The organism is Priestia sp. 179-F W1.4 NHS, from assembly GCF_045369295.1.
GTDB classification, from domain to species: Bacteria; Bacillota; Bacilli; order Bacillales; family Bacillaceae_H; genus Priestia; species Priestia zanthoxyli.
Genome location: NZ_JBIQFF010000005.1, coordinates 251,094 through 273,887, shown reverse-complemented (window position 1 = coordinate 273,887; position 22,794 = coordinate 251,094). Strand labels below are relative to the sequence as shown.

At 38.2% G+C, this 22,794-nt stretch carries 22 protein-coding genes; 19 read left to right on the top strand and 3 right to left on the bottom strand.

Going from position 1 to position 22,794, the window contains the following annotated elements; genetic code table 11:
- Positions 1 to 12 precede the first annotated feature (12 nt).
- The 4 genes from ACH0CI_RS21900 (at position 13) to ACH0CI_RS21885 (ending at position 3,284) form a co-directional block, all read left to right on the top strand.
- Positions 13 to 1,149, top strand: a complete 1,137-nt coding sequence (locus ACH0CI_RS21900) for a glycerate kinase (RefSeq protein ID WP_406902267.1) — start codon at positions 13 to 15, stop codon at positions 1,147 to 1,149.
- Between the two features lie 325 nt (positions 1,150 to 1,474).
- Positions 1,475 to 2,368, top strand: coding sequence for an alpha/beta fold hydrolase (locus ACH0CI_RS21895; RefSeq protein WP_406902272.1), 894 nt, complete (start codon positions 1,475 to 1,477; stop codon positions 2,366 to 2,368).
- A gap of 168 nt (positions 2,369 to 2,536) precedes the next feature.
- The gene (locus ACH0CI_RS21890) at positions 2,537 to 2,992 is read left to right on the top strand and encodes a GNAT family N-acetyltransferase (protein ID WP_406902266.1); all 456 of its coding nucleotides are present in this window, start codon (positions 2,537 to 2,539) and stop codon (positions 2,990 to 2,992) included.
- Between the two features lie 76 nt (positions 2,993 to 3,068).
- Complete coding sequence (locus ACH0CI_RS21885; protein WP_335708050.1) at positions 3,069 to 3,284, top strand: DUF3951 domain-containing protein; 216 nt, start codon at positions 3,069 to 3,071, stop codon at positions 3,282 to 3,284.
- A 55-nt stretch (positions 3,285 to 3,339) separates the two neighbouring features.
- Here ACH0CI_RS21885 and ACH0CI_RS21880 read toward each other — a convergent pair whose 3' ends face one another.
- Both ACH0CI_RS21880 and ACH0CI_RS21875 read right to left on the bottom strand, forming a co-directional pair.
- Complete coding sequence (locus ACH0CI_RS21880) at positions 3,340 to 4,122, bottom strand: class I SAM-dependent methyltransferase (RefSeq protein WP_335708049.1); 783 nt, start codon at positions 4,120 to 4,122, stop codon at positions 3,340 to 3,342.
- A 65-nt stretch (positions 4,123 to 4,187) separates the two neighbouring features.
- The gene (locus ACH0CI_RS21875) at positions 4,188 to 4,943 is read right to left on the bottom strand and encodes a hypothetical protein (RefSeq protein WP_406902265.1); all 756 of its coding nucleotides are present in this window, start codon (positions 4,941 to 4,943) and stop codon (positions 4,188 to 4,190) included.
- 333 nt (positions 4,944 to 5,276) lie between these two features.
- Between ACH0CI_RS21875 and ACH0CI_RS21870 the strand changes: the two genes are divergently transcribed.
- The 6 genes from ACH0CI_RS21870 to abc-f all read left to right on the top strand — a co-directional run bounded on the left by ACH0CI_RS21870 (position 5,277) and on the right by abc-f (position 13,084).
- A complete protein-coding gene (locus tag ACH0CI_RS21870) occupies positions 5,277 to 6,311 on the top strand; it encodes a LacI family DNA-binding transcriptional regulator (RefSeq protein ID WP_154992434.1) in 1,035 nt (344 codons plus the stop codon).
- 311 nt (positions 6,312 to 6,622) lie between these two features.
- On the top strand, positions 6,623 to 7,882 hold the full coding sequence (locus tag ACH0CI_RS21865; protein ID WP_406902264.1) for an ABC transporter substrate-binding protein: 1,260 nt from the start codon (positions 6,623 to 6,625) through the stop codon (positions 7,880 to 7,882).
- 89 nt (positions 7,883 to 7,971) lie between these two features.
- Complete coding sequence (locus ACH0CI_RS21860; protein WP_406902263.1) at positions 7,972 to 8,904, top strand: carbohydrate ABC transporter permease; 933 nt, start codon at positions 7,972 to 7,974, stop codon at positions 8,902 to 8,904.
- Complete coding sequence (locus tag ACH0CI_RS21855) at positions 8,904 to 9,734, top strand: carbohydrate ABC transporter permease (protein ID WP_043983089.1); 831 nt, start codon at positions 8,904 to 8,906, stop codon at positions 9,732 to 9,734. The genes ACH0CI_RS21860 and ACH0CI_RS21855 overlap by 1 nt, the downstream gene beginning before the upstream one ends.
- A gap of 26 nt (positions 9,735 to 9,760) precedes the next feature.
- The gene (gene melA / locus ACH0CI_RS21850) at positions 9,761 to 11,083 is read left to right on the top strand and encodes an alpha-glucosidase/alpha-galactosidase (RefSeq protein WP_322552138.1); all 1,323 of its coding nucleotides are present in this window, start codon (positions 9,761 to 9,763) and stop codon (positions 11,081 to 11,083) included.
- A gap of 372 nt (positions 11,084 to 11,455) precedes the next feature.
- Positions 11,456 to 13,084, top strand: a complete 1,629-nt coding sequence (gene abc-f, locus ACH0CI_RS21845; protein ID WP_406902262.1) for a ribosomal protection-like ABC-F family protein — start codon at positions 11,456 to 11,458, stop codon at positions 13,082 to 13,084.
- Between the two features lie 221 nt (positions 13,085 to 13,305).
- On the opposite strand, the gene ACH0CI_RS21840 is transcribed toward abc-f, so the two are convergent.
- Entirely contained in the window at positions 13,306 to 15,438 is a 2,133-nt protein-coding gene (locus ACH0CI_RS21840) for a GDYXXLXY domain-containing protein (protein ID WP_406902261.1), read from the bottom strand.
- Positions 15,439 to 15,774: 336 nt separating this feature from the next.
- Here ACH0CI_RS21840 and ACH0CI_RS21835 point away from each other — a divergent pair, with 336 nt between their 5' ends.
- The 9 genes from ACH0CI_RS21835 (at position 15,775) to ACH0CI_RS21795 (ending at position 22,726) form a co-directional block, all read left to right on the top strand.
- Complete coding sequence (locus tag ACH0CI_RS21835) at positions 15,775 to 16,128, top strand: YwqH-like family protein (RefSeq protein WP_406902260.1); 354 nt, start codon at positions 15,775 to 15,777, stop codon at positions 16,126 to 16,128.
- A gap of 6 nt (positions 16,129 to 16,134) precedes the next feature.
- Positions 16,135 to 16,407: a YwqI/YxiC family protein gene (locus ACH0CI_RS21830; RefSeq protein ID WP_043983083.1), complete on the top strand. Its 273-nt coding sequence runs from the start codon at positions 16,135 to 16,137 to the stop codon at positions 16,405 to 16,407.
- A gap of 198 nt (positions 16,408 to 16,605) precedes the next feature.
- Positions 16,606 to 18,987, top strand: a complete 2,382-nt coding sequence (locus ACH0CI_RS21825; RefSeq protein ID WP_406902259.1) for a T7SS effector LXG polymorphic toxin — start codon at positions 16,606 to 16,608, stop codon at positions 18,985 to 18,987.
- A gap of 2 nt (positions 18,988 to 18,989) precedes the next feature.
- Positions 18,990 to 19,451, top strand: a complete 462-nt coding sequence (locus ACH0CI_RS21820; protein ID WP_043983082.1) for a YrhA family protein — start codon at positions 18,990 to 18,992, stop codon at positions 19,449 to 19,451.
- A gap of 509 nt (positions 19,452 to 19,960) precedes the next feature.
- The gene (locus ACH0CI_RS21815) at positions 19,961 to 20,470 is read left to right on the top strand and encodes a colicin D domain-containing protein (RefSeq protein WP_043983079.1); all 510 of its coding nucleotides are present in this window, start codon (positions 19,961 to 19,963) and stop codon (positions 20,468 to 20,470) included.
- Positions 20,470 to 20,763 carry a hypothetical protein gene (locus ACH0CI_RS21810; RefSeq protein ID WP_406902258.1) on the top strand — a complete coding sequence of 98 codons (294 nt, stop codon included), beginning with the start codon at positions 20,470 to 20,472 and terminating at the stop codon, positions 20,761 to 20,763. Before ACH0CI_RS21815 ends, ACH0CI_RS21810 begins: the two co-directional genes overlap by 1 nt.
- A 533-nt stretch (positions 20,764 to 21,296) precedes the next feature.
- On the top strand, positions 21,297 to 21,881 hold the full coding sequence (locus ACH0CI_RS21805; protein ID WP_322552136.1) for an HNH/endonuclease VII fold putative polymorphic toxin: 585 nt from the start codon (positions 21,297 to 21,299) through the stop codon (positions 21,879 to 21,881).
- 113 nt (positions 21,882 to 21,994) lie between these two features.
- Positions 21,995 to 22,387 (top strand): immunity 50 family protein, encoded by a 393-nt coding sequence (locus tag ACH0CI_RS21800; RefSeq protein ID WP_043983075.1) that lies wholly within the window; start codon positions 21,995 to 21,997, stop codon positions 22,385 to 22,387.
- A gap of 87 nt (positions 22,388 to 22,474) precedes the next feature.
- On the top strand, positions 22,475 to 22,726 hold the full coding sequence (locus ACH0CI_RS21795) for a hypothetical protein (protein ID WP_335388404.1): 252 nt from the start codon (positions 22,475 to 22,477) through the stop codon (positions 22,724 to 22,726).
- Positions 22,727 to 22,794 lie beyond the last annotated feature (68 nt).

The following is a 22,794-nucleotide window of genomic DNA, read 5'->3' as shown; positions in this document are numbered from 1 at the left end:
AGGAGTGTTTCTATGAAAATTGTGATTGCACCGGATTCATTTAAAGAGAGCTTAACGGCTTTGCGCGTTTGTGAAGCGGTTGAAAAAGGAATAAAAGCTCATTTTCCAGACGCTGAGATTAGTAAAGTACCTATGGCAGACGGTGGAGAAGGAACAGTTCAGTCGCTTGTGGACGCGACGGGCGGACAAATTATACAAGCTAAAGTAACCGGACCTTTAGATAAAGAGGTGGAAGCTTTTTACGGAATTCTTGGAGACGGCAACACGGCTGTTATTGAAATGGCAGCCGCTTCAGGTCTTCATCATGTCCCTGTCGATAAACGAAACCCGCTTATCACAACAACGCGAGGAACCGGCGAGCTCATTCTTAAAGCGTTAGATCACAAAGTAAAGCATATCATCATTGGCATCGGAGGAAGTGCTACAAATGATGGAGGAACCGGTATGGCAAAAGCTTTAGGAGCAAAGCTTCTTGATGCTAACGGAGCAGAAATAAAAGAAGGAGGAGGCAGTTTAGCTCAGTTAGCCTCTATCGATCTGACAAACTTGGATTCTCGGCTTGCTGAAGTCAAAGTAGAAGTTGCGTGCGACGTAGACAATCCGTTAACGGGTGAAACCGGAGCATCCGCTGTGTTTGGTCCTCAAAAAGGTGCGACTCCTGATATGGTTAAACAGCTTGACCGTAATTTAGCTCATTACGCAGCGATTGTTGGAAAAGAAATGGGTATTCATATTCAAAGTATTCCTGGTGCCGGAGCGGCAGGAGGACTAGGAGGCGGCCTGCTGGCATTTTTATCTGCGGAGTTAAAGCCAGGTGTAGACATCGTCATTAAAGCAACTCAGCTAGAAAGCTATATTAAAAATGCCGATCTTGTCATTACCGGTGAAGGAAGAATAGATGGACAAACCATTTACGGAAAAACACCCATTGGCGTAGCCAAAACAGCAAAAAAGCATAGCGTTCCGGTGATAGCGATAGCAGGGAGCATTGGAGCGGGAAGTGAAGCTGTGTATGAACACGGTATTTCTGCGTTATTCAGCGTCGTGCCCGGAGCGGTCGATCTGTCAGAAGCACTAGAAAAAGCTGATGAAAATATTGAAAGAACGGCTAAAAACGTAGCGTCAGTTATACGCTTAGGCATCAAGTGAAGGAGTTACAGTTTTTATTGTTCTTTTTTTAATGAATAGTAAAAGGTCTCTTCCATAAGAAGAGGCCTTTTTTTCGTTTAGTGCTGAAGTAAGCTGCTATCATTCTTTTAAATTTTATATAGGAAATAGAACTAAACGTTTTCTGAAGCGTCATAGTAAGTAAGCAGTTACAAAGAGTCACTAGGGTTGGCATCTGCTTGTTAATTGCTACTTACGGAAAGGAGAGGTAAACGTGCAAAAAAAGTTTAGGTTCTTGAGAATTCTACGAAACGTGATAGTAGCTATATTGGGGATATACATCGTGTGGATTGTAACGAATCAAGTAATGACGGCAGTAGAAAAGAAAAAGTACCCGCCTATTGGTCAATTAGTAGAAGTTGATGGCAGAGATATTCATGTATATACAAAAGGTAAAGGGGAAAATACGATTCTACTACTAAGCGGGTTGGGAACGACTGCGCCTGCACTAGATTTTGAACCGTTAGTAAATGAACTGTCGAAGGATAATAAAGTTGTGGTAGTAGAACCATTTGGATACGGATGGAGTGACACTACGAATAAAAAACGTACGGTAGAAAATAGTGTAAGTGAAATGAGAGAAGCTTTGCAAAAATCGAATATAAAGGGTCCGTATATATTAATGCCGCACTCAGTTTCTGGCGTGTACAGCATGTATTACGCTAATAAATATCCAGATGAAGTAAAAGCAATTATTGGAATAGACACTACGTTGCCACAAGCGCTGGATTATTTTAAAGAAGAAGCGCTGAATATACCAAGTTTGATGAGTGTTTTAGCGCCAAGTGGAGTTGCTCGCTTAGCCCTGCTTACTAGTCCTAATCAGTATCTACCGCTAGCCGAAGAAGGAACGTATACAGCAAAAAATTTAAAAATGACAAAAGCAATCTCCAGCTGGAAAGGCTACAACAAAAACGTCATTGATGAAGCAAAAGAGCTGAACAACAATATAAATAAAACTCTCGATATGTCGTTTTCTTCAAAAATGCCCATAATGATTTTTACTAGAAAAATAGATAAAGAAGCAAAAGAAGGAAAATCGAATATTATGTTTTATCAAAACCAATTAAGTCACGTATCGTCGCAAAAACTAGTCGTTTTACAAGGTCATCACTATTTACACTGGACGAAGTACAGAGAAATGAGTAAATATGTAAATGATTTTATAGATACATCTATTAATTCAAGTACAAAGAAATAAAGTTGATTTAAGAAAAGTAGTCCGAACATTGGATCTCCTTTTTCTAGTACAGTGAAGAACGATAACTAATGTATTCGTTCTATGTCTATAAATGTTATAATCAACCAATAATTGGAATGTTTTGTATAAATGAATTTCAAGAAAGTTGATAGGAAAAGGAGTAACATGATGAAAAGTCAAGTTCGTTTACTAAGGGATAAAGAATTAGAAGAAGCAGCAATCATCTATACAAATGTTTTTAGTGCCTCACCGTGGAACGAGCCTTGGAGTATAAACACTGCTTATGCTCGTTTATACGATATCAGTAAAACTCCAGGTTACATAGGGATAGGTTACTTTCACAGTGAAAATAATAAACTCACAGGATTTATAGTAGGAAATGAAGAACAGTGGGCGAACTATAAGACGTTTTATGTAAATGAAATTTGTGTGTTAAGCAACACTCAGCAAACTGGCATAGGAACGAGTCTTTTATCTTTCCTTAACGAGTTACTTATACAAAAAGAAGTGAAAGAAGTCTATGTGTCTACTGAAAGAGGCCAAGGTAAACCAGAACGTTTTTTTGAAAAGAACGGTTTTGTTACTCATGAATCTCGTATACTGATGACAGTAAATGTAGATTGAATATAAGTGAATGGGTGTAGTATATCCGCTTTGTTATTTCAGGAGGAACGGTTTATAAAGCAGGAGGAAATAATTTATGATTTTTTCGCTACTAGTTTTAGCCGCTATTTTAACGGTGAGTATTCCATTGATAATTATTATGATTAAAACGGTGTGGCAGCGAAAGCTTCCTCGTAATTACTATACGCCGTTTGACTATCTTGCTGCACAAACAGAAGAAGAGTTTCATGAAGAACAAAATGAACGAGAAATAGAAGAAAAAGAAGGAGATGTCAAAAGAAGAAATAGCTAAGGTGATGTGTGCATCCTTCTTTGTAATACTAAAAATAAATAGGCTATAAACCGTGTTAAGGAATGGAATTGACTCTTTGTTTTTTACAAACGTAAATCATTTGAGTGCTTTGGTTGGTCAAAGCGCTCTTTTTCCAATCTCCATAGACGCTCGTAATCATAAATCCGCTACGTGTTAAAAGATGCGCCATTTCTTGCGGGAACGTGTAGCGTAAATCTATTTTCGTTGTTATTTCTTTTATGATTGTTTTATCGTAATCTCTTATCTTTCTAGTTGTGAGGTTATGCTGAATTTGTTTGATGGCATCATAGTGGCTACTTATGTAAACTTCTGTTGTATATTCGGTGTCGGCATCTTGGTAGCTTTTCCAATATTCTTCTGCTTCCGTTGATGTTAGCTCTTCTATAGAAGGAAAACGTATTCCAACAATAAAGGTTCCACCTTCGTTCAAATGCGTATGAACGCTTCTTAAAAAGGCATGCTGCTCTTCATTTGTTAGAAAATGCTGAAATGAATTTCCTACGATATAAATAAAGTCGCTTTTTACTTTTAAGTCGAGTCTAGTACAGTCTTGTTCCACCCATTTAACAGATAGCTTCAAAACCTCGGCTTTCTTCTGCGCTTCTTGCAGCATAGGTGGATGAATATCTACTCCAATCAGGGAATGTCCCGCTTGTGCTAATGGAATAGTTGCGCGCCCTGTACCACAGGCTAAGTCAAGGATCATTCCGCGTTTGTTAGCTGCTTCTGTTAGTAAAAAAGCAACGTCTTCTGTATACTGCTCATTTTCATCATCGTATAACATAGGGTTATTATATTCTTCTAAATTTGTTAACATAAAAGCGGACCTCCGTGTAGGCGTATTTTTACATAATTATAGCAAAAAAAGAGCTGAAACTAGTTTCAGCTCTTTCTTTTTACAGCCCAATCCTCCACAATTTCCGTAAATTCACCTAGGTGTTCTTCAAATATCCGTTTTCGATGTCCGTTTGCTCCAGATGGATGAGGAAAGCCAAATAAATACGTATGCCGAGAAAACGAAGGTTCACCCGAAAGTTTTCTTAAAACATTTTCAACTGCTTTTCCTAGCGGAACGATTAAGCACGGATTCTTTATTTCGTTCAATTCCTGTGGAAACACTTCAAAAACATAGTGCGAAAGAAGCGCTGAGCGTTCAATTGGGGGCTGATGACCCGTATAGTTTTTTCCTTTGTAAAATACGGGATATTTCAGTACGGACGTTGTATGCAGCATATCTCGCTGTGAAGCAAATAAATCAGCGGCACTGTCCATACCGATCGCTTTTTGAACGCCGCATCGATCTAACATGTCTATTAAATTTACTCTCATCGTCCCGCTAAAGCTAGCGGCTTTTTTTGTTTCGTACAGTACTTGTTCAAGCGGATGATGATGGGACAGGCTGGAAACGCATTGTTTAAAAGCGGTTTTCATTTGAAACCAGCCCGGTGTGATGCCCGCAATGACAATATGAGCGTCTGGATTTATGTAATCGTTATGGGGCGAGTAGTACATGCTTAGTTCCTTTTCTTGACCGATTAAAAAGTCTTTTTGCAACAGCTGTTCTTTCGTGAAATTCATATTATGTAATTGTTGAAGGACGGGCAGACATTGTTGAAAATAAGAATATTGGCTAATCATATGCTCTCTCTTTCCTTATCAGTATTTCTCCTTTTATTTTCCCCAACAAACCGTTTTATATCAAATATGAACAAATTCTTATGAAAATTAATATTTACTAAAAGTTTACTTAAGTTTTAGTGCGTTGTGATAAAAACAAAGTAGTAATAGCGGTGATTTTGTCATTTTAAAGGCGAAACTAACAAAAGAAATGAAGAATTATGGAGAATATTTTAATAAATTTACTGAAGTTTTAAAATTATTTATTGAAAGCGTTTTATTAATGTGCTATTCTTCCAATATAAGAGATAAATATTTAGTAAAAATAGAAGATTATAATAGAGAGGTAAAAAGATGGCAACTTTAAAAGATATAGCGGCGTACGCTAATGTTTCCAGTTCAACCGTATCCAGAGTACTAAATAATGATCATACGCTTTCTGTATCTGAGGTTACCCGTGAGCGCATTCTTCATGCAGCCAAGGAGCTGCAATATACGCCTGTGAAGATACGAAAAGGAACGGCAAACGGAAAAGACATAGAAGCTCCAAGGATAGGTATTATTTTTGCTCAATCGCTTGAAGAAGAGTTAGTAGACCCTTTTTTCTCTTCTATTCGCCATGGAATAGAGAGTGAATGCGCAGAAAAAGAAATTTTTACAGTAAAGTCATTTAGACTAAAAGGCATGAAGCAAGAAGAGCTGCTGCAGGATCTTGATGGAGTAATTGTAGTGGGAAGAGTTAGTCCAGAAACGGTTCAAGAAGTGAGCAATCATTTAGATACTATTGTTTTTATCAATCACAAAGCGGATGAGGATTTGTACGATTCGGTCATGATTGATTTTGAGAAAGCTACTAAACATGCATTAAATCATTTATTTGACCTCGGTTATAAAAGAATTGGCTATATCGGAGGGACAGAAAGAGAACATTATATCAATGGAAGTTCTATTATTGAAGATCAGCGTCAAACGGTTTTTGAACGCGTTATGCATGAAAAAGGCCTGTTCGATTCTGAGAAAGTTTATGTCGGCGAATATTCAATGAATGAAGGATATGAGCTGATGGGACAAGCGATTAAGCAAGGAAATCTTCCTGAGGCATTTTTTATCGCAAGTGATGCAATGGCGATAGGAGCGATGCGTGCCCTGCAGCAATCAAATATAAAGGTTCCTGAAGACGTAGCGATTGTAAGCTTTGATGATGTGGATGTCGCAGCATTTGCGAGCACGCCGCTCACCACAGTTAAAGTATATACCGAAGAAATGGGAAGGCAGGCTGTTAAAATGCTAGTAGATCGGCTAAGCGGCAGGTCCATTCCTTTAAAAGTCATGGTGCCGACCAAACTAATTTACCGTGAAAGCTGCGGAGCTTTGCTCAAGAAGCAGTAACCTAAAAGTTATAACTTGAAAGGGGGTGATAGAAAAGCAGAATTCATACATAAAGAGTGATAAGGGGGAAGAAAAATAGAAAAAATCATAAAAAAGGCAGGTTAAAAAGCCCTAGAAACTACATACTTATTGGCAGATAAATATGTAAATAAAAAAGCTTTTTCATCTCTAGGACTCTTTGAACCTTTGTAAAAGTATAGGACTAAATTATAAGTGACTTTATTTCGTTGTGCAATGAATTTGTCTATGATTAAAATACTGAATATTCAGTTATTTATAAATTGATAGAGTATAAGGAGGAAAAAAGATAAATGAAAAAGCTTACGTATCTTTTCGTTCTATTACTAGTCTTTTCTGTTGTGGCAGCGGGCTGCGGAAATAAAGAAGCGGCAACAGGCGGAAATGGGAAAACAACGCTAACGCTTTTTTCTACGATGAGTAATAAAGGGGAGAGAAAAGCGCTTCAAAATGCGATTGCAGAATTTGAAAAACAAAATCCAGATATTAAAATTGATGCGAATTTTCCGGGTAACGGCTATGAAGATATGCTTCGTGTGAAAATGGGTGCAAATGATATGCCGGATTTATTTGATACGCACGGCTGGTCTCAGCTTCGCTACGGGGAATATGTAGCAGATTTAAAAGATATGGATTGGGTTCAGCATTTGGATCCAGCGCTAAATCAAATTTTAAAAGATAAAAGCGGCAAAGTGTATGCATATCCTTTAAATCAAGCAAAAGACGGAATTAGCTATAATGCGACGCTGTTAGAAAAATACGGAATAAAGCCTCCTAACACAATGGATGAATTTATAACAGCAGTAGAAACAGTAAAAAAGAAGAGCGAAGGAGAAATAGCGCCTCTATGGATCCCAGGAGGGGAAAATGGCAATATTGCTCAAGTGTTTGATCAGCTGGCTACACCTCAGCTTATTACAGCAAAAAATAAGAACTATGCTAAGCAGTTGGAAAAAGGAACATTTAATTGGTCAAACTACACGCCGCTAGCGGAAACAATGGCAGAAATGAAGAAAAAAGGGCTGCTGAATGAAGATGTATTAACCGCAAAAGTATCTCAAGCAACGGAATTAATGGCTCAAAATAAAATTGCTTTTACATTTGTGGGCGGATCTCTTGGACCGGATGCAACAGAATTAAATCCTGAAGTAAAAGTAGGAACGGTACCGGTGCCTGCTATTCATAAAGGCGGTACGCAAAGCTGGATCGGCGGAGAGCGCTTTACCCTTGCTGCGTGGAAAGATTCTAAGCACCTTAAAGAAGCCAAGAAATTTATTGAATTTGTGTCACAGCCGGAAGTTGCCAAAAAGATTGCCGAAGGAACGTCTTCAGCATCGGCTCTGAAAAACAATAAAACACAAAACTACTACTCTGAATACTACGATAAGTATAGCGATATTAAAGTTGAGCCATACTTCGACCGAAAGTATTTACCGAGCGGTATGTGGGCAGTGATGTCTTCTACAGGTCAAGAATTGCTAGCGGGAAGTTTAACGCCAAAGCAATTATCAAAAGAGATGGAAAAAGAGTACAAGCGTCTCAGTAAACAATAAAATAGTGTGCAAAAGTTCCTTGTTCGCCGAGAAGCAGGGAGATAGGCTTCTGCTTCTTTTCAACACAAGCTGAAATAGGAGTGAACACGATGAATGAATTAGTCCGGAAAGAGCCGGTTTCTGTAGTAAGAGATACGAAAAAACGAAAGAAAAAATTAAAAACAGAGTCCTCTTTATGGTGGATGTATCTTCCCGGCTTAGTAATTATCACCGTTTTTATTATCTATCCTTTTATTAACGGAATTAGACTTTCCTTTACTAATTGGAATGGATTTTCACAAACATATGATTGGATTGGGCTCCAGCAGTATAAACGTTTGCTTGCAGATCCAACGACTTGGCTTGTGATAAAAAATACGCTGCTCTACGGAATAGGCAGTACTATTTTTCAAAATATTATTGGCTTGTTATACGCTTTACTTCTGAATCAAAGCATTAAAATGAAAGCTGTAACAAGAACAATTGTCTACCTTCCGGTTATTATCAGCCCAATTATTATGGGGTATATCTGGTACTTCTTTTTTGCCTACCAAGGAGGCGCTTTAAATGACCTTCTTGTATTTTTAGATTTTGAGAAGATTAATGTTTTGGGAACTCCAGAGCTTAACTCTTGGATTATCGTGTTCGTCAATACGTATCAATTCGTTGGAATTGCGATGATTATTTATTTAGCGGGGCTGCAAAGTATTTCAAAAGATTATTACGAGGCAGCGCAGCTTGACGGAGCATCTGCTCTTCAGCAGTTTAAAAACATCACGCTTCCATTGCTTATGCCTTCGATTACAATTAATGTCGTTTTAAATATTATCGGAGGTTTAAAACTGTTTGACGTAATTGTTGCGCTGACAGGAGGAGGGCCTGGAGATGCATCGCAGTCAATGTCTACTTTTATGTATGACTTATATTTTAGAAGACAGGACGCCGGCTATGCTGCAACTCAAGGTGTGTGCATGGCGCTCATTATCTTAGTCATTAGCTTATCAGCACTTGTGTACTTTAAGCGAAAGGAGACAGAAGCGTGATGGACTATACAAATAAACGGAAAAAGCGATTTTTTACCTTTCTAGCTCTTTGTATAACGCTCGTTCATATTGTCCCTTTTTATATTCTTGTTACGACTTCTTTAAAAGCAACCGGGGATTTTAGTTCCAAATGGGTATTTCCAAAAAGCATAAACCTTGAAAATTTCACAGCGGCTTGGGAGCAAGCGAATTTAGGCAGTTCTTTTATGAATACGTTTATCATTACGTTCGTTTCGGCGGTTCTGCTTATTTTTTTAGGATCAATGGCTGCGTATCCTCTAGCGCGCCGCCAAACGAAACTAAATAAGTACGTCTATTTTATCTTTATCGCCGTGATGGTAATACCGCCTTTAACAGCGTTAGTTCCGCTGTACAAAATGGTTGTGAATATGGGGATGATGAACACGTACCAAATTGCTATTTTAAATAATGTCGCAGCCTTTTTGCCGCTAACGATCTTTTTGTATGCGGGCTTCATTCGCTCCACTATTTCTAAAGAGCTCGAGGAAGCAGCAAGAATTGATGGGGCCGGCACGTTAACGATTTTCTTTAAAATCGTATTTCCACTGCTAAAGCCTGTCACTGCGTCTATTTTAATTATTGCGAGCGTCTATATTTGGAACGACTATCAGTTTGCAATTTTCTTCCTTCAAGATAAGGAAATGCATACATTAACCGTTACGTTAGCAAGCTTTTTTGCCGAAAATCAAAATAATCTTAGCTTAGTAGGAGCAGCTGCGATTATTGCGATGCTTCCAATGACCATTTTATTTTTAGTGCTACAAAAATACTTTATTGCAGGGCTTTCATCAGGATCTGTAAAAGGATAAAACCAATACGAGGAAGGAAGATGACAATGTCTAAAATCACATTTATCGGAGCGGGAAGTACAGTTTTTGCAAAAAATATTTTAGGAGACTGCATGTTTGTGCCTGCTTTAGCTGGCTTTGAATTTGCGCTATACGATATAGATGCTGAGCGTTTAAGAGATTCGGAAAATATGCTAAACAATCTAAAAGAAAACTATAAAGTGAATATTACGGTTAAAGCCTATTTGAACCGCAGAGAAGCTTTAACAGGAGCGAAGTATGTGATTAACGCCATTCAAGTAGGCGGTTACAAACCAAGCACCGTCATTGATTTTGAAATTCCTAAAAAATACGGCTTGCGTCAGACGATTGGAGATACAGTAGGAATTGGAGGAATCTTCAGATCACTGCGCACGATTCCGGTCCTGTTTGATTTTGCAAAAGATATTGAAGAAGTATGTCCAGATGCGCTGTTTTTAAATTACACCAATCCAATGGCAACACTAACGGGTGCAATGCTGCGCTATACCAATGTAAAGACGGTAGGCCTTTGTCACAGTGTTCAAGTATGTACAAAAGATTTATTTGATTCTCTCGGAATGAATCATGAAGGAATACAAGAGAAAATCGCAGGCATCAACCATATGGCATGGCTGCTAGAAGTAAAAAGAGATGGGCAAGACTTATACCCAGAAATCAAGCGTCTGGCAAAAGAAAAACAAAAGACAAAGCATCACGATATGGTGCGTTTTGAGCTAATGGATAGGTTCGGTTATTATATTACCGAATCGTCTGAGCATAACGCAGAGTATCATCCATACTTTATTAAACATAAATATCCAAATCTTGTTGATCAGTTTAACATCCCTCTGGATGAATACCCGCGCCGATGCGAAGAGCAAATTAGCAATTGGGAATCAATGAGAGAAGAAATGGTTAACAACAGTCAGTTAACTCATACACGTTCACATGAGTACGGCTCTAGAATCATTGAAGCAATGGAGACAAACGTGCCGTTTAAATTTGCCGGTAACGTATTAAATACCGGGGGCTTAATTAGTAACCTGCCGACAAAAGCGTGCGTAGAAGTTCCATGTGTTGTAGACCGAAGCGGCATTATGCCGACTTATGTAGGAGACTTACCTGAGCAGCTTGCGGCGTTAAATCGTACGAATATTAATACGCAATTGCTAACAATTGAAGCAGCGGTCACTAGAAAAAGAGAGCGCATCTATCAAGCAGCGATGCTAGATCCTCATACAAATGCGGAATTATCTATGGATGACATCATTCGTATGTGCGATGATTTAATTGAAGCCCACGGCGAGTGGCTGCCTGATTTTACAGGGAAAGTGAACCAATACGTGTAATAAAAGAATCCTCGGCTTTGATCGGCTGAGGATTTTTTTGTGAGTAGTAAAAGAAGGGAATATCATCCAAATGGATATTGACATTTAAAAAACTTCATCATACACTGTAAGAAGCAAGTCATTTTATACTAAGAAAGGAAAGGTACCGTAGACAATGGATAAGTAATCCTATTTTTTTAGACATTCTTTTAAAACTTTATTTTAAATGAACATTTGTCTAGATAGGATTAGTCTGTACATTTTTAGGTGCCATTTCTATATGTCTTATATGAAGTGATTTCTCCCTTTTTTTACTCTATAAAAAGGGTGCATATTTGCGTATGCCTAATTATGACCTCTAATCCTCTCTAGAAATCCTAGGGAGGTTTTTTTATGTTATTGTTAGAAGCTATAGATATTGAAAAAAGCTATGGAGATCGCCTGCTGTTTCAAGTAGAGAAACTTCAAGTACATCGCGGAGAGCGAATTGGAATTGTCGGGAAAAACGGAGAAGGCAAATCGACGTTGCTTCATATTTTAATGAAAAAAATGAGTCCAGATCAAGGGATTGTACAAACATATGGCCGTTCCTCACTGATTCCGCAGCTTGATGTTCAAGCTACAGGAGCTGTTTCTCCTGAGATGAAAAGTCAGTGGAGTGTGCCAACTGAAGCGGACTTTCTTAGCGGGGGAGAAGAAACAAGAAAAAAAATTGCAGCTGCTCTTTCATTAGGCGCAGAACTGCTTGCAGCCGATGAGCCAACGAGCCACTTAGATGTAAAAGGCGTAGAGAAGTTTGAAGAAGAAATGAAGTCTTTTACAGGCAGTCTCCTGCTGATTTCACATGACCGAGAATTATTAAACCGCCTTTGTACGTCTATTTGGGAAGTAGAAGACGGCAAAATTAACTGCTATGAAGGCAATTATCAAGAATATGTGACGCAAAAAAAACACGCAGTTGAAAGACAGCAGTTTGAATATGAACAGTATGTAAAAGAAAAGCAGCGGCTTGAACTGGCGTCTGAAGAAAAAAGCCAAAAATCAAAGTCGCTTAAAAAAGCGCCGAGCCGCATGGGCAACTCTGAAGCGAGACTTCATAAGCGAGCGGTCGGAAAACAAAAAGCGAAGCTAGACAGAAGCGCAAAAGCGATTGAAACAAGAATTGAAAAGCTGGAGAAAAAAGAAAAGCCAAAAGAAATGGAAGAAATTCATTTTGACCTATCGCAGTTTCATCAAGTGCACAGCAAGCAGGTACTAAGCTTTGACAAAGTCTCAGCATCAGCTGGTAATCATATCTTGTTTCAAAACCTAAAAGGCGGTGTGAAGCCGGGAGCGAAAGTAGCGATTGTCGGCAAAAACGGCGCCGGAAAATCTACGCTGCTGAATATGATTGAGCAGCGAGCAGAAGGCATCACGGTTGCGAAGCCTGTAAAACTCGGCTTTTTCCATCAGCGTCTTGAAAATCTAGATCCCGCTAAAAGCATTTTAGAAAACATTAAAGAAGACAGTCCGTACACCGAGCATTTTATTCGTACGGTACTATCGCGCTTACTTTTCAAACGTGAAGACGTGTATAAAAAAGTAGAGATGCTAAGCGGAGGAGAACGAGTCAAAACGGCATTAGCAAAAGTCTTTTTAGGAAATTATAACGTTCTTCTTTTAGATGAACCGACCAACTATCTTGATCTTCATACAAAAGAAGCGCTGCAGGAAGTATTAAAAGCTTATCCAGGGACGATTTTATTTGTGACGCACGACCGCTACTTTGTTAAAAAGCTTGCGACGCATGTTTTGACGTTAAAACAGTCTAAAGCGGAGCTCGCGGCGATTGAAGACACGGGTAAAAGCAAAAAAGCGTCACAGCAGCAAAATGAAGCGGAGAAACTTGCGCTTCAATTAGAATTAACAAAAGTGATTAGCGAGCTTTCTATCACCCCAGAAGGAAAAGACAAGCAGCGTCTTGAAAAAAGATATGAAGAGCTGTTAGAAGAAAGAAAACGATTAAATAGAAAGGAAGGATAACATCACTTCGCCTAACAATGAATACAATGATGTTACTGAACATCAAAAGCATATTGAAGGAAAAATAACGGATATGAATGTAAAAGGAACGCCCAAAAGAATAAAATGGATTGGGTATGGCATCATTATTTTCTTTGTGATTCTTATTTTAACGATGATCATCGGCGTATTTATCAATTAAAACAAAAAGCAGCCGCTTCAATGTTGAAGCGGCTGCTTTTTTATTTGCCTACTTTTGTAACAATGGCATCTCCGTTTTTTCCAACTCGTACAGTAGCAAAACGAGCTTCGCTTTCCACTTTGCTGCCGGTTCCTTCTGGAATAAAGTAATGCTCAATTCCGTACTGAATTCCCCAGTCGTGATAGCTGCCCGTAATGACAACGTCTTTCTTTTTAGAAGTATACGGTTTATTCCAGTCATCATCCGCTTGGTAGATTTTTGCGTATTTATACACACCTTGTTTGTTAGGGCGAAGAACGAGCTTCACTTTTTCTCCGTCTTTCACATGAGGTAAGGTAACGTGCGCAATGTCGTAATTCAGCTCAACATAATCGCCTTGCAGCAGCGAGCGCGGATCGATCGGCTGTAAAGCGAGCTTAATTTCTTTTCCGTTTTGAAGAAGCACTTCGTTTTTAGTGAAAATGCCGCCCAGCATAATAAGCTGAACAAGAATGATGATCCATACAGCGGTTCGGCTGCGGTCAAGAAACGACGGCTGCGGCTGGTCAGGCGTTGACAGGTCCCATTTCCTGCTTAGGAAAAGAAAGATAAGACCTAAAATAACGAGCACAAGTGATTTATTAAATAAATCCCACACAAAGTCGTAATATTTCATCGCTAAAAAAACAAACCAGAAAATCATGCCGACAATAAAATCATATTTTGGCTCTTTTCGTACCGTCACAAATAAAAAGACGGTCGAAATCACAAAAAACACCGTGCAGTAAATGATATTTAAAAAAGACGGTTCGCTTAATTCAGTCAGCGACAGTAAAAAGATAAAAGCAAGAAGCAGCGCTGCTTTTTTAAACGCGTGGTGTACGTTTATCGCGTACATAGCGGCATTTAATAGAAACAAAGCGAGCAGCACATAATCTATTTTGATAGTGTCATAGTAAGCAGTCGGAACCTTTATTAACAGAAGCCCTTGCACTAGCACAAAAAGCAGCAGACGAACGGGCGTATGCTTCGTGAATACTAAAAGCGCTACAAGTGCGATGACGTAGATAAAAAACAGAATGTCGTTCACAAAAAAAGAAGCGCCGCCGCTAATTAATACGCCCATCATTAAAAGCGTATATTTCACGGTTGGAATATCTGCTTTAATCAAATAACATGCCACAATCAGCAAAACGCCAATCACGAGCATTCCGTTTGTTGGGTACGTTCCTGTAATAAGTGTGACAAGTCCTCCTAAAGAGCTGCTGCCGATCACCGATGCAATGGCCGTAATCCCAATCACCGCTATTCGTTTGATTACGCGGAGCGAGGTTTTTTGTGCTGACGTGTTGGCAGTGAGCCATTTGACAAACCATACGCTTGCACCAATAAATAAAATCACGAATCCTAAAGCTAAGAATAGTGACCATTCAGCGTAGTGTTTAGAAATAAAAGAGAAAAACTGTTCAATAACAAATAAAGCAAATGCCACGATGGAAATCCCTAAAAACGACCTTTGCGGCTCCACTTTTGAAAAATAAAAAAAGGAGCTTAGTAAAAACAGCAAATAAAAAATAATAAGACCAATCCGTAAGCTAGAGCTGCCTGTGAAATCCGGCAGGGAAACAGTTAAAAAAATGTAGTGAAACAAACAAAACGCCGCATACATGATCACAGGAGACGAGCGCTGTTTCTTTTTTATGATCCAAAAGATGAGTAAGTTCACAAACGCCATTCCTGCGTAAAGTAAAAGCGTCTCGTGTTCGCCTCGCTGTGAAACTGCGCCTATTGATGAAATGAAAAAAGCCATGGTGAATTGAAATAAAACAAACGATAACACGTAAAACGGCTGATACTTTGTAAAAAAGCTAAACAAAATAACCGGCACAAGCCAAATTAAAAACAGCCAGTACGATTCAGCGTGCGTGTTGTAAATTTGAGAAAGAAGCGCGATGCTTAATCCAAATGAAAGAGCGCCCGCCAAAAGCGTCCAGTGACTTAAAAACGCCTGCTGAGGAAGCAGCTTTCGCACTACAAACGTACTTCCGTAAAACAGCAGCATCAGCCCCACGCTCAGCGCAATTTTAGTGTAGCGGTCAAAGCCTTGCCAGTTCGATGCAAAGAAATATAAAATGCCGGACAAAACAAGAGCCAACCCCAGTAAATAACCGAGTCTTACGAGCTTTTCTCTCATACTCAACCTCCTCTTTATATTATGTATATACTAGCGCATGTTTAAATATTTGGAAATAGAAAGAATGAAGGCGTTTTAACAAAAAAATTGTGTAAAAAGGCCTTTTAGTGGCGCGGAAATAACAAGTGAAGTAGTCCAAAAATCTTGATAAATCGTCAATGGTAAGATAGTTTTGGTTATTTTATCCTGAAGAGTGGGTATTGAACTAAAAACCTACATTATTCCCAAAAAATATAAGAAAACGTGCCGATGTGCTCTCTTTCTTTATTTGATAAGCTGTAAAAGGGAATTAATGTTAGAAGATCCAAGAGATAGATATAAAGGAAGTGTCATCATATGAATGAGATGTTTGTTGCTCATCTGTATACCCAAGTGAAGCAGGCACATGAAGATATCCAGCAGCTTATGGCTAGTAAAAACACGTTAACGGAAGTCAAAGGCGAGCTTGAACGTGCAAAGGAAAAGGTGAAAGAACCAGAGCTCACTTCCGCCACTTGGTCAGGCAGCCTTGCTGTTGGGTTTGAAGACATCCGTACGGCTATGTTAGACGAATACGATGATTTGCTGACCCGTCAGCTGACGGATGCCCTTACGACAATTGATGCAAAAATTACGGCGCTTCAATCAGATATACAAGGGATGGAACGCGCCATTAAAATGCAAGAAGACGAAGCAAAAGATAAGGTGTGATGCAGTATGGCAGACGAAATTAAAGTAATAGATGGTGAAATTAATAGAACGCTTAGTGACCTAAGCACTGCTGCGCAGCAGTTTCAGCCGCTTTTTCCGTTTCACGTCGGAAGCGGACAAGAACTAGCGGTGCTCGATGAATTAAACCAGCTGAACCAGCAGCTTCAAACGTTAATTGTGGACTATAAGCAAACGCTCCTCGATGATTTGAACGCCACCAAAAAATCCGTGCAGTCCATAAAAGAAGCAGATGAAAAAGCTGCAAACGCCCCTAAATAATGTTCATATTTTATATAAAGCTATCAAAAACAACCTTTCAACCAGCATAGATTTGGCATTCAAATAAAAAGGTTTTATCTAGCGGATGATGCAAGCCTTGTAAAAAGGAGCGTCCGCTTAGGTTTAGAAAAATGACGGGGTTGTTCGTTAACCGTTCGTTGTTTTTCTACATCGGTACAGCTAGGAGGTTACAGATTATTGAAAACACTTGATGTCGATGCTTTTCACGAAAATATTCAAACTATCTTAGACTCTATTAAAAGTCAAAAAGAACAAATTCAGGTCCTGATTTCACAGGTTCAGGCATTTTCAAGCTTAGATGATGGGTTTAAAGGAAAAGGAGGAGAAGCGATTCGGTCTTTTTACGAAACGGGACATGCTTCTTTTTTAACGCTGTATCATTCATTACTCACTTCCTATGAAGCTCGACTAACTCAAATCACACATGCGCTGCGCTCATTTGAGCCGAGCGAAGACGGCTACATTACGCAGCCCTTTCTGCAAGACACTATTCCCGCGCATTTAAATCAAACAAGAAATACAACCGTTTCGCTTGTCGATCAAGCGAATGCAGCGATTCAAAAAGTCAGTCATCTTGCTTCTGTTTCCGCGCTTAACGATCAAGGTTTTTTAACAGAAGTAGAACAAGCAAAAAGCAAAGCGGACAAAACGATGAACGATTTAGTCCGTTTTGACGAACAGCAAACGCAAAGCCTTTCAGTCATTCAAGATCAGCTGACGTCTTTAAACTCGCTGCTTTCTAAAGTGAAAGCTGGGTTTCAAAATGGTTCCATTCAGCCAGGCAATGTAAGTGAGCTGAGTGCGTTGGCGAAAAAAGCGATGACCGATTCAGGAGGCGTCTCGGTTTTTGAAAAAGGCATTCAAACAACCTTGACAAGAAAAGAAAAACAAGAGAAAGTGATAAAGGAAGTAGGTCTTGAAAAGCTGATTCAGCTTCAAGCAATGACGCCTGCTGAACAGTTAAAAGAAATTCACAAGCTTGAAAAAAACTCGCCTTACATAAGAGAAGTGCTAACGCAAATTCAGCAGGATACAGCACCTGCTAACATGAAAAAACTAGCGGAACTGTCACCTGCAGAGCAAGCAGTGGAACTTGAAAAAAGCCCATACCTGCAGGCGCTCAACGATTCTTCAACTGTGGGCATGCTAGCGTCTCAACAGATTCTTCAAAACGCTACGGGCGTTGAGGGAATGCTTATGCAGTCGGTGGTGCGTCAGGGGCAGATTAGAGATGTGACACCTGAAAAAACTGCTGAATCCTTTGACTTTACAGAAATCTGCGAGAACCCTGCGGCTAAAAAAGAAGAAACTGGTATAAAAGCTGTAGTCAAGGACGTAGGAGAAGGTGCTATAACTTTAGCAAAAGGTACAGTTACGGGTACTAAAGGCGTAGCACAAGACGTTTGGGCCGGTATGGGAGAGAGAGCAGATAAACGGTACAACTCCTTGTATGACTTTGGAAACTATATAACGATGGGCGGATTTGATGGCGCTGTTTCCTTCAAAGAAGGCTTAATTGAGCGAGGAGAAAAATCGTTTGATTCACCGTATGACTTTGTCAATCACGCAACGATGGGACTCTTAGATGTAGGGCAGCAGGCACTTAATACGGACAAACCTCTTTCAAAAGAGCACTGGGAAAACAGCATGTTTCTGTTTGCGAGCGTAATTGGAGGAGCGAAACCCGCAGGAGCCGTAAAATCCGTTCCAAAAGTAACAAACGTTCCGCGTGTACCTGCCCATAAAGCGACCAAAACACTAAGCTATATGCGAAATGTCGTCAGCCCAAAAGCAGCAAGCAATTGGTCGAAGAAGGTATATGAACCTGTTCAGAAGAAGCTTCAACCTTTATTAGATGCTGAGATACCGACTTTACGTCCTCAACCTCAACTGGTAGGGATAGGAGAGGCTTTGCCTGGAAAGACCTTTGGTGAAGCGTTAAATGGATTAACGACGTATAAGATGGGGAATGTTTCGAAAGGTCAGTCCAAAGCATTGGAGAAAGTGAAAGAGCCTGGTGGTAAGAGCAAGAGGGATGTTGAGGAGATCAATGATCAAAGGGCAGTGGTTAAGGGTAGAGGAAATGGTGAAAAAGATGATTACTTTATAGGAACGTTAAAAGGAGAGAAAATTCATTTAAATGGTGTAAAGGTAGAAGAAATCATTTATACTAAAAGACTTCCTGAAGAAACAGCTAAGCTTAGGAAGAAATTTAATAGTTCTATTAGGAAAAATTTCCTTAAAGAATTTGCTAACGACTCTGTAAGAGTTAAATATCTTAGAGAAGCTGGTCTGGGTGAAGGTGATATTGCTAGAATGAAAGATGGACTTAATCCTAAAGGATGGCAAGTGCATCACAATTTACCTTTAGATGATGGTGGTACAAATGCTTTTACTAACTTAGTATTAATAAAGAATGATCCTTATCATAAAGCGGTTACTAATCAACAAAACTCTTTAACAAGAGGTTTGGCACCAAAACAAAGTAAAACTATAGATTGGCCAATGTTTGAGGATGATGTTTATCCCCTAAAACCTTTTAAAAGAAGGGAAGAGTAGATATGCCCGAGTGGAAAGATTTGTTGAGGGAAATAGAAAAGGTTGAAGAAAAATACGGAAGTTCACTTAGAAGTCCAGCATCAGATAGAGATATTATGAAATTAAATCATAATATTCAAGAGAAATTAGGGAGTATGACATTACCCGAATCATATATTGAATTTTTGAAAAATGTAAATGGATTAGATTTTAATGGTTTAGTAATATATGGTGTTGATAAAGCTTTACTAGATAAGGAAGTAGATGAAGACATTTATGGTTTTATTGAAGCAAACGAGCTTTGGTACGAAAATGGTTGGCAAAAGCAATATATATTTTTGGGGGATTCTGATACAGCATGGTACTGTTATGATTTAACAGAGAGTTTATATGTTGAACTCGATAAACCTTCAGGAACTTTAATTCAGTCATTTGAAAATTTTGATTCCCTGTTAGGTGATGCATTTGAAACAGTTCTTTTGTGATGAAATCCTTAGTATGATTTTTTATAGTTCCGTATTATTGATTGAACTTACTGGAGTGAAATCGCATCAGACTTTTACATGATGAATTTATAGAAACAAAAAATGATTTTTAAATTATTCCTTGATTGGCTATAGGCCTTTCAAGGTTTATTTGTTTTTTTATAAGTTTTTTTAAAATTTCTTTGTCATAAAAGTTAGCTGCATCACTTAAATCCCATATATAGTGAAATTAAAATTAAATAAGCATCTATTCATCTATTATAGATATATACGAATGATAAAAAGCCTGAAATTGCAAGAAGTGTATATGAGGAGGAAGCCAAAAAGCAACAAAAGGACGGTCTAGGAACTGTTTCTTTTGCATTAGATATGGTGCCTTTGATTTCCAATGTAAAAGGTGGATAGGAAGTAGGTACGACCCTGTTACTGGCGATGAACTCTCTCATTTTGACCATTCTGTTTCTGGAGCAGGAATTGTCTTTAGCGGCTTTGCGAGGGTGCCAGGGAAAGTGGTGAAATACGGAAGCGAAGGAGCAGAATACGTACTTCGTGTAAACAAAGCAGAAAAGACCGTAACCAAGCATAAGGTTAAAGATGTTTCCAAGGGTGAGTCAGAAGCTGTGGAGAAAGTGGAAAGGCCTGGTGGTAATGCGGGTGTTGAAGGGGGACATGATCAGGCGGCTGTTTCTAAGGGTACGGTTAAATTTGTCAACAATGCTGATGATGTTGTATTCAAACAAAGTTCAATAGATAAAGCTTTCAGTAAACACAGAAATGATTTTGGAAGTTATCCTGATGGTAGCAAATCTAGTGTGGAATTATTCAAAAACGATGTTTCAGAGCTGATTGATACTGGAGTTCAAAAACAAGGTAAATATAGAAACGTTGAAGGAACGCATATTTACAACGAAACTACTAAACAATGGACTTGTATTAACTTAGATGGAACTATGAATACAGTTTTCAAATTAAGTGATTCACAATACAAATATTTAATTGAGAAAGGAGTTGTAAAATAGTGAGGTTAGTTAATACCCTTCTCTCAGAACATGAATTAAAGAAAGAAGATATTGAAGTGATTTGCAATATATTTAAGAAACAATATGATAAAAATATAGAAGTAAATAGCTATAAATATGATGATCGTAAATATTATGAAACTGATTTTGATATAATTGACATAGAATTTCTAAAGGGAAATATATACATAGAAATTGATAAGTTGATTAAGATTCATGAAAAGGTTATTCAATTAGTTAACCAAAATATGGAAATAATTGTAGCTAATGATGAAACAGATACGGAAATCTAAGTATTTGAAAAAAATTGTAACGATATATCAGGATTTGGATTGTTTATTACTTCAAGAAAAATTCGAGAACTTGAACCCTATTATACTTCTGATATTTGCAACGCATATTTGAATTTTGAAAATGTTAGTTTTGGTGTAATGTTTGAATAGTGTTAATTAGGAAGAGACGGTTCTTCCACTTTAGGATGGATGAATGGTTTGCTGAAATTTTCATAAAAGAAAAAATTATGAAATTCATGCTGGGAAATGAGATTTTACGAACATAGACAAGAAAAATATTTATGTTAACATTTCTTATTACTACCTTGATTGGCTAAACGCCTTTCAAGGTTTTTTTATAAAGTTGGATTCGATAAAAAGGTATCCAAAGAAGAATAGATGTAGTGATCAAGAAGTAATGAGAGTAGCTAACTAGGAGTAAGCCTGGATTTAACTAACCTTGACAAGAAAAGAAAAACAAGTGAACGTAATAAATGAAGTAGGTCTTGAACAAATGATTTAGCGCACAAGCAGCAAGCAATTGGTCGAAGAAGGTGTATGAACCTGTTCAGAAGCAGCTTCAATCTTTACTAGATGCTGAGATACCGACTTTACGTCCTCAACCTCAACTGGTAGGGATAGGAAAGGCTTTACCTGGAAAGACCTTTGGTGAAGCGTTAAATGGGTTAACGACGTATAAGATTGGACGTGTTTCAAAAGGGCAGTCGAATGCGTTGGAGAAAGTGGAAAAGCCAGGTGGTAAGGGTAGGGGTAATCCTGAAAAATCAGATGGGAATTTTAAAGAATATAGAAATGCTAGTCTAAATGAAATAAAAAAACAGTTAGGTATACCAAGGACACAACATCCTATAAGTCAAAAGATGGTTCCTTTAACTGATGGAGCAGGAAATAGAATATTAAATGAGATGAAACAGCCTGTAATGACAAGAGAATTGACATACGAAATAAATGGTCAAACAGTAATAATACAGGATCATTCAGCAGGTCATAAGTTTGGAGAAGGGGGGATTGGTGATCAGCCATCTCATTACAATGTAAGGCCTCCAGAGAATACAAGAACTGGTAAAGTAGAAGGAATGGAGGATCATTATTATTTTAATAAAAGAAATAAAAAATAGGTTATATATTTCATGTAGATATGTATTGTATTTATATCAGAGATATAGTCTTGATTAATTATAAAGCGTGTAAGAGATAGACAACGTATTAATAGAAATAGAGGAGTGTATATATGATTAACTCGAGTAGGATAATGAACCCTCAAGCAGTTACAGGCATTTTTGGTAGGATGCCAATGTTTAACAATTCTGAATTATTGAGTGTTCAAATAAAAAGAGATGGTCCGACATTATTTATTCAATTATCTACTAAAGAGATTGTAAAAAATAAGCCTAAACGGTGGGGGGAATGGGACATAGTATATATTGAAATGTCATTTTTGGGTGTGAAAGAATTGGAAATCAATTCATTTGGAACTATTAATGAAATTGAGGAATTCGAAATTGAAGATATTGGGGAAGGGGGATCTATAAAAATTCAATGTACTAATAGAATGTCTATTACGTGTTTATTTGACTGGGCAAGGATTGAACAAATAAATCCTGGTTTAATAGGTACACCATAAGAATTTATTAAAAAAGGCATAAGTATAAGAACAAAAAAACTTTGTATTTGCATTCAGAGCGCACGATAGATAGAATAATTTATTTAGATGAATATGGACAATGCCAAGGTTGTTTCTGGTGCCACAGAGAATCATTTGAACGGAAATATTTCACCAGGAGAAAAACAAAGCGGTATTGCAATGTTTGATATACTAAAAGAAGGCGATTTTAAGTTTGAATTTAGCGGTTTTGGTAAAAATCGTGGTATTTGGACGTTTACACGAGAGAATATTCAACCAAGCTCAATAAGAACCAAAACAAGTCACGTGCTAAGTGTGGCTTATTTTGGTGGAAGCTAATAATAACCACGACGCATGAACGATTTAACTAAACAACTTTGAAATAAGAGAAGCATGTAAGGTGCTAC

Bases quoted from the DNA above. Each gene is read 5' to 3' on its own strand.
- ACH0CI_RS21840 (WP_406902261.1), bottom strand. From the start codon at position 15,438: ATGAGAGAAAAGCTCGTAAGACTCGGTTATTTACTGGGGTTGGCTCTT.
- ACH0CI_RS21885 (WP_335708050.1), top strand. From the start codon at position 3,069: ATGATTTTTTCGCTACTAGTTTTAGCCGCTATTTTAACGGTGAGTATT.
- ACH0CI_RS21875 (WP_406902265.1), bottom strand. From the start codon at position 4,943: ATGATTAGCCAATATTCTTATTTTCAACAATGTCTGCCCGTCCTTCAA.
- ACH0CI_RS21895 (WP_406902272.1), top strand. From the start codon at position 1,475: ATGACGGCAGTAGAAAAGAAAAAGTACCCGCCTATTGGTCAATTAGTA.
- ACH0CI_RS21860 (WP_406902263.1), top strand. From the start codon at position 7,972: ATGAATGAATTAGTCCGGAAAGAGCCGGTTTCTGTAGTAAGAGATACG.
- ACH0CI_RS21835 (WP_406902260.1), top strand. From the start codon at position 15,775: ATGAATGAGATGTTTGTTGCTCATCTGTATACCCAAGTGAAGCAGGCA.
- ACH0CI_RS21795 (WP_335388404.1), top strand. From the start codon at position 22,475: ATGAATATGGACAATGCCAAGGTTGTTTCTGGTGCCACAGAGAATCAT.
- ACH0CI_RS21890 (WP_406902266.1), top strand. From the start codon at position 2,537: ATGAAAAGTCAAGTTCGTTTACTAAGGGATAAAGAATTAGAAGAAGCA.
- ACH0CI_RS21820 (WP_043983082.1), top strand. From the start codon at position 18,990: ATGCCCGAGTGGAAAGATTTGTTGAGGGAAATAGAAAAGGTTGAAGAA.
- ACH0CI_RS21855 (WP_043983089.1), top strand. From the start codon at position 8,904: ATGGACTATACAAATAAACGGAAAAAGCGATTTTTTACCTTTCTAGCT.
- ACH0CI_RS21870 (WP_154992434.1), top strand. From the start codon at position 5,277: ATGGCAACTTTAAAAGATATAGCGGCGTACGCTAATGTTTCCAGTTCA.
- abc-f (WP_406902262.1), top strand. From the start codon at position 11,456: ATGTTATTGTTAGAAGCTATAGATATTGAAAAAAGCTATGGAGATCGC.
- ACH0CI_RS21800 (WP_043983075.1), top strand. From the start codon at position 21,995: ATGATTAACTCGAGTAGGATAATGAACCCTCAAGCAGTTACAGGCATT.
- ACH0CI_RS21865 (WP_406902264.1), top strand. From the start codon at position 6,623: ATGAAAAAGCTTACGTATCTTTTCGTTCTATTACTAGTCTTTTCTGTT.
- melA (WP_322552138.1), top strand. From the start codon at position 9,761: ATGTCTAAAATCACATTTATCGGAGCGGGAAGTACAGTTTTTGCAAAA.
- ACH0CI_RS21900 (WP_406902267.1), top strand. From the start codon at position 13: ATGAAAATTGTGATTGCACCGGATTCATTTAAAGAGAGCTTAACGGCT.
- ACH0CI_RS21830 (WP_043983083.1), top strand. From the start codon at position 16,135: ATGGCAGACGAAATTAAAGTAATAGATGGTGAAATTAATAGAACGCTT.
- ACH0CI_RS21880 (WP_335708049.1), bottom strand. From the start codon at position 4,122: ATGTTAACAAATTTAGAAGAATATAATAACCCTATGTTATACGATGAT.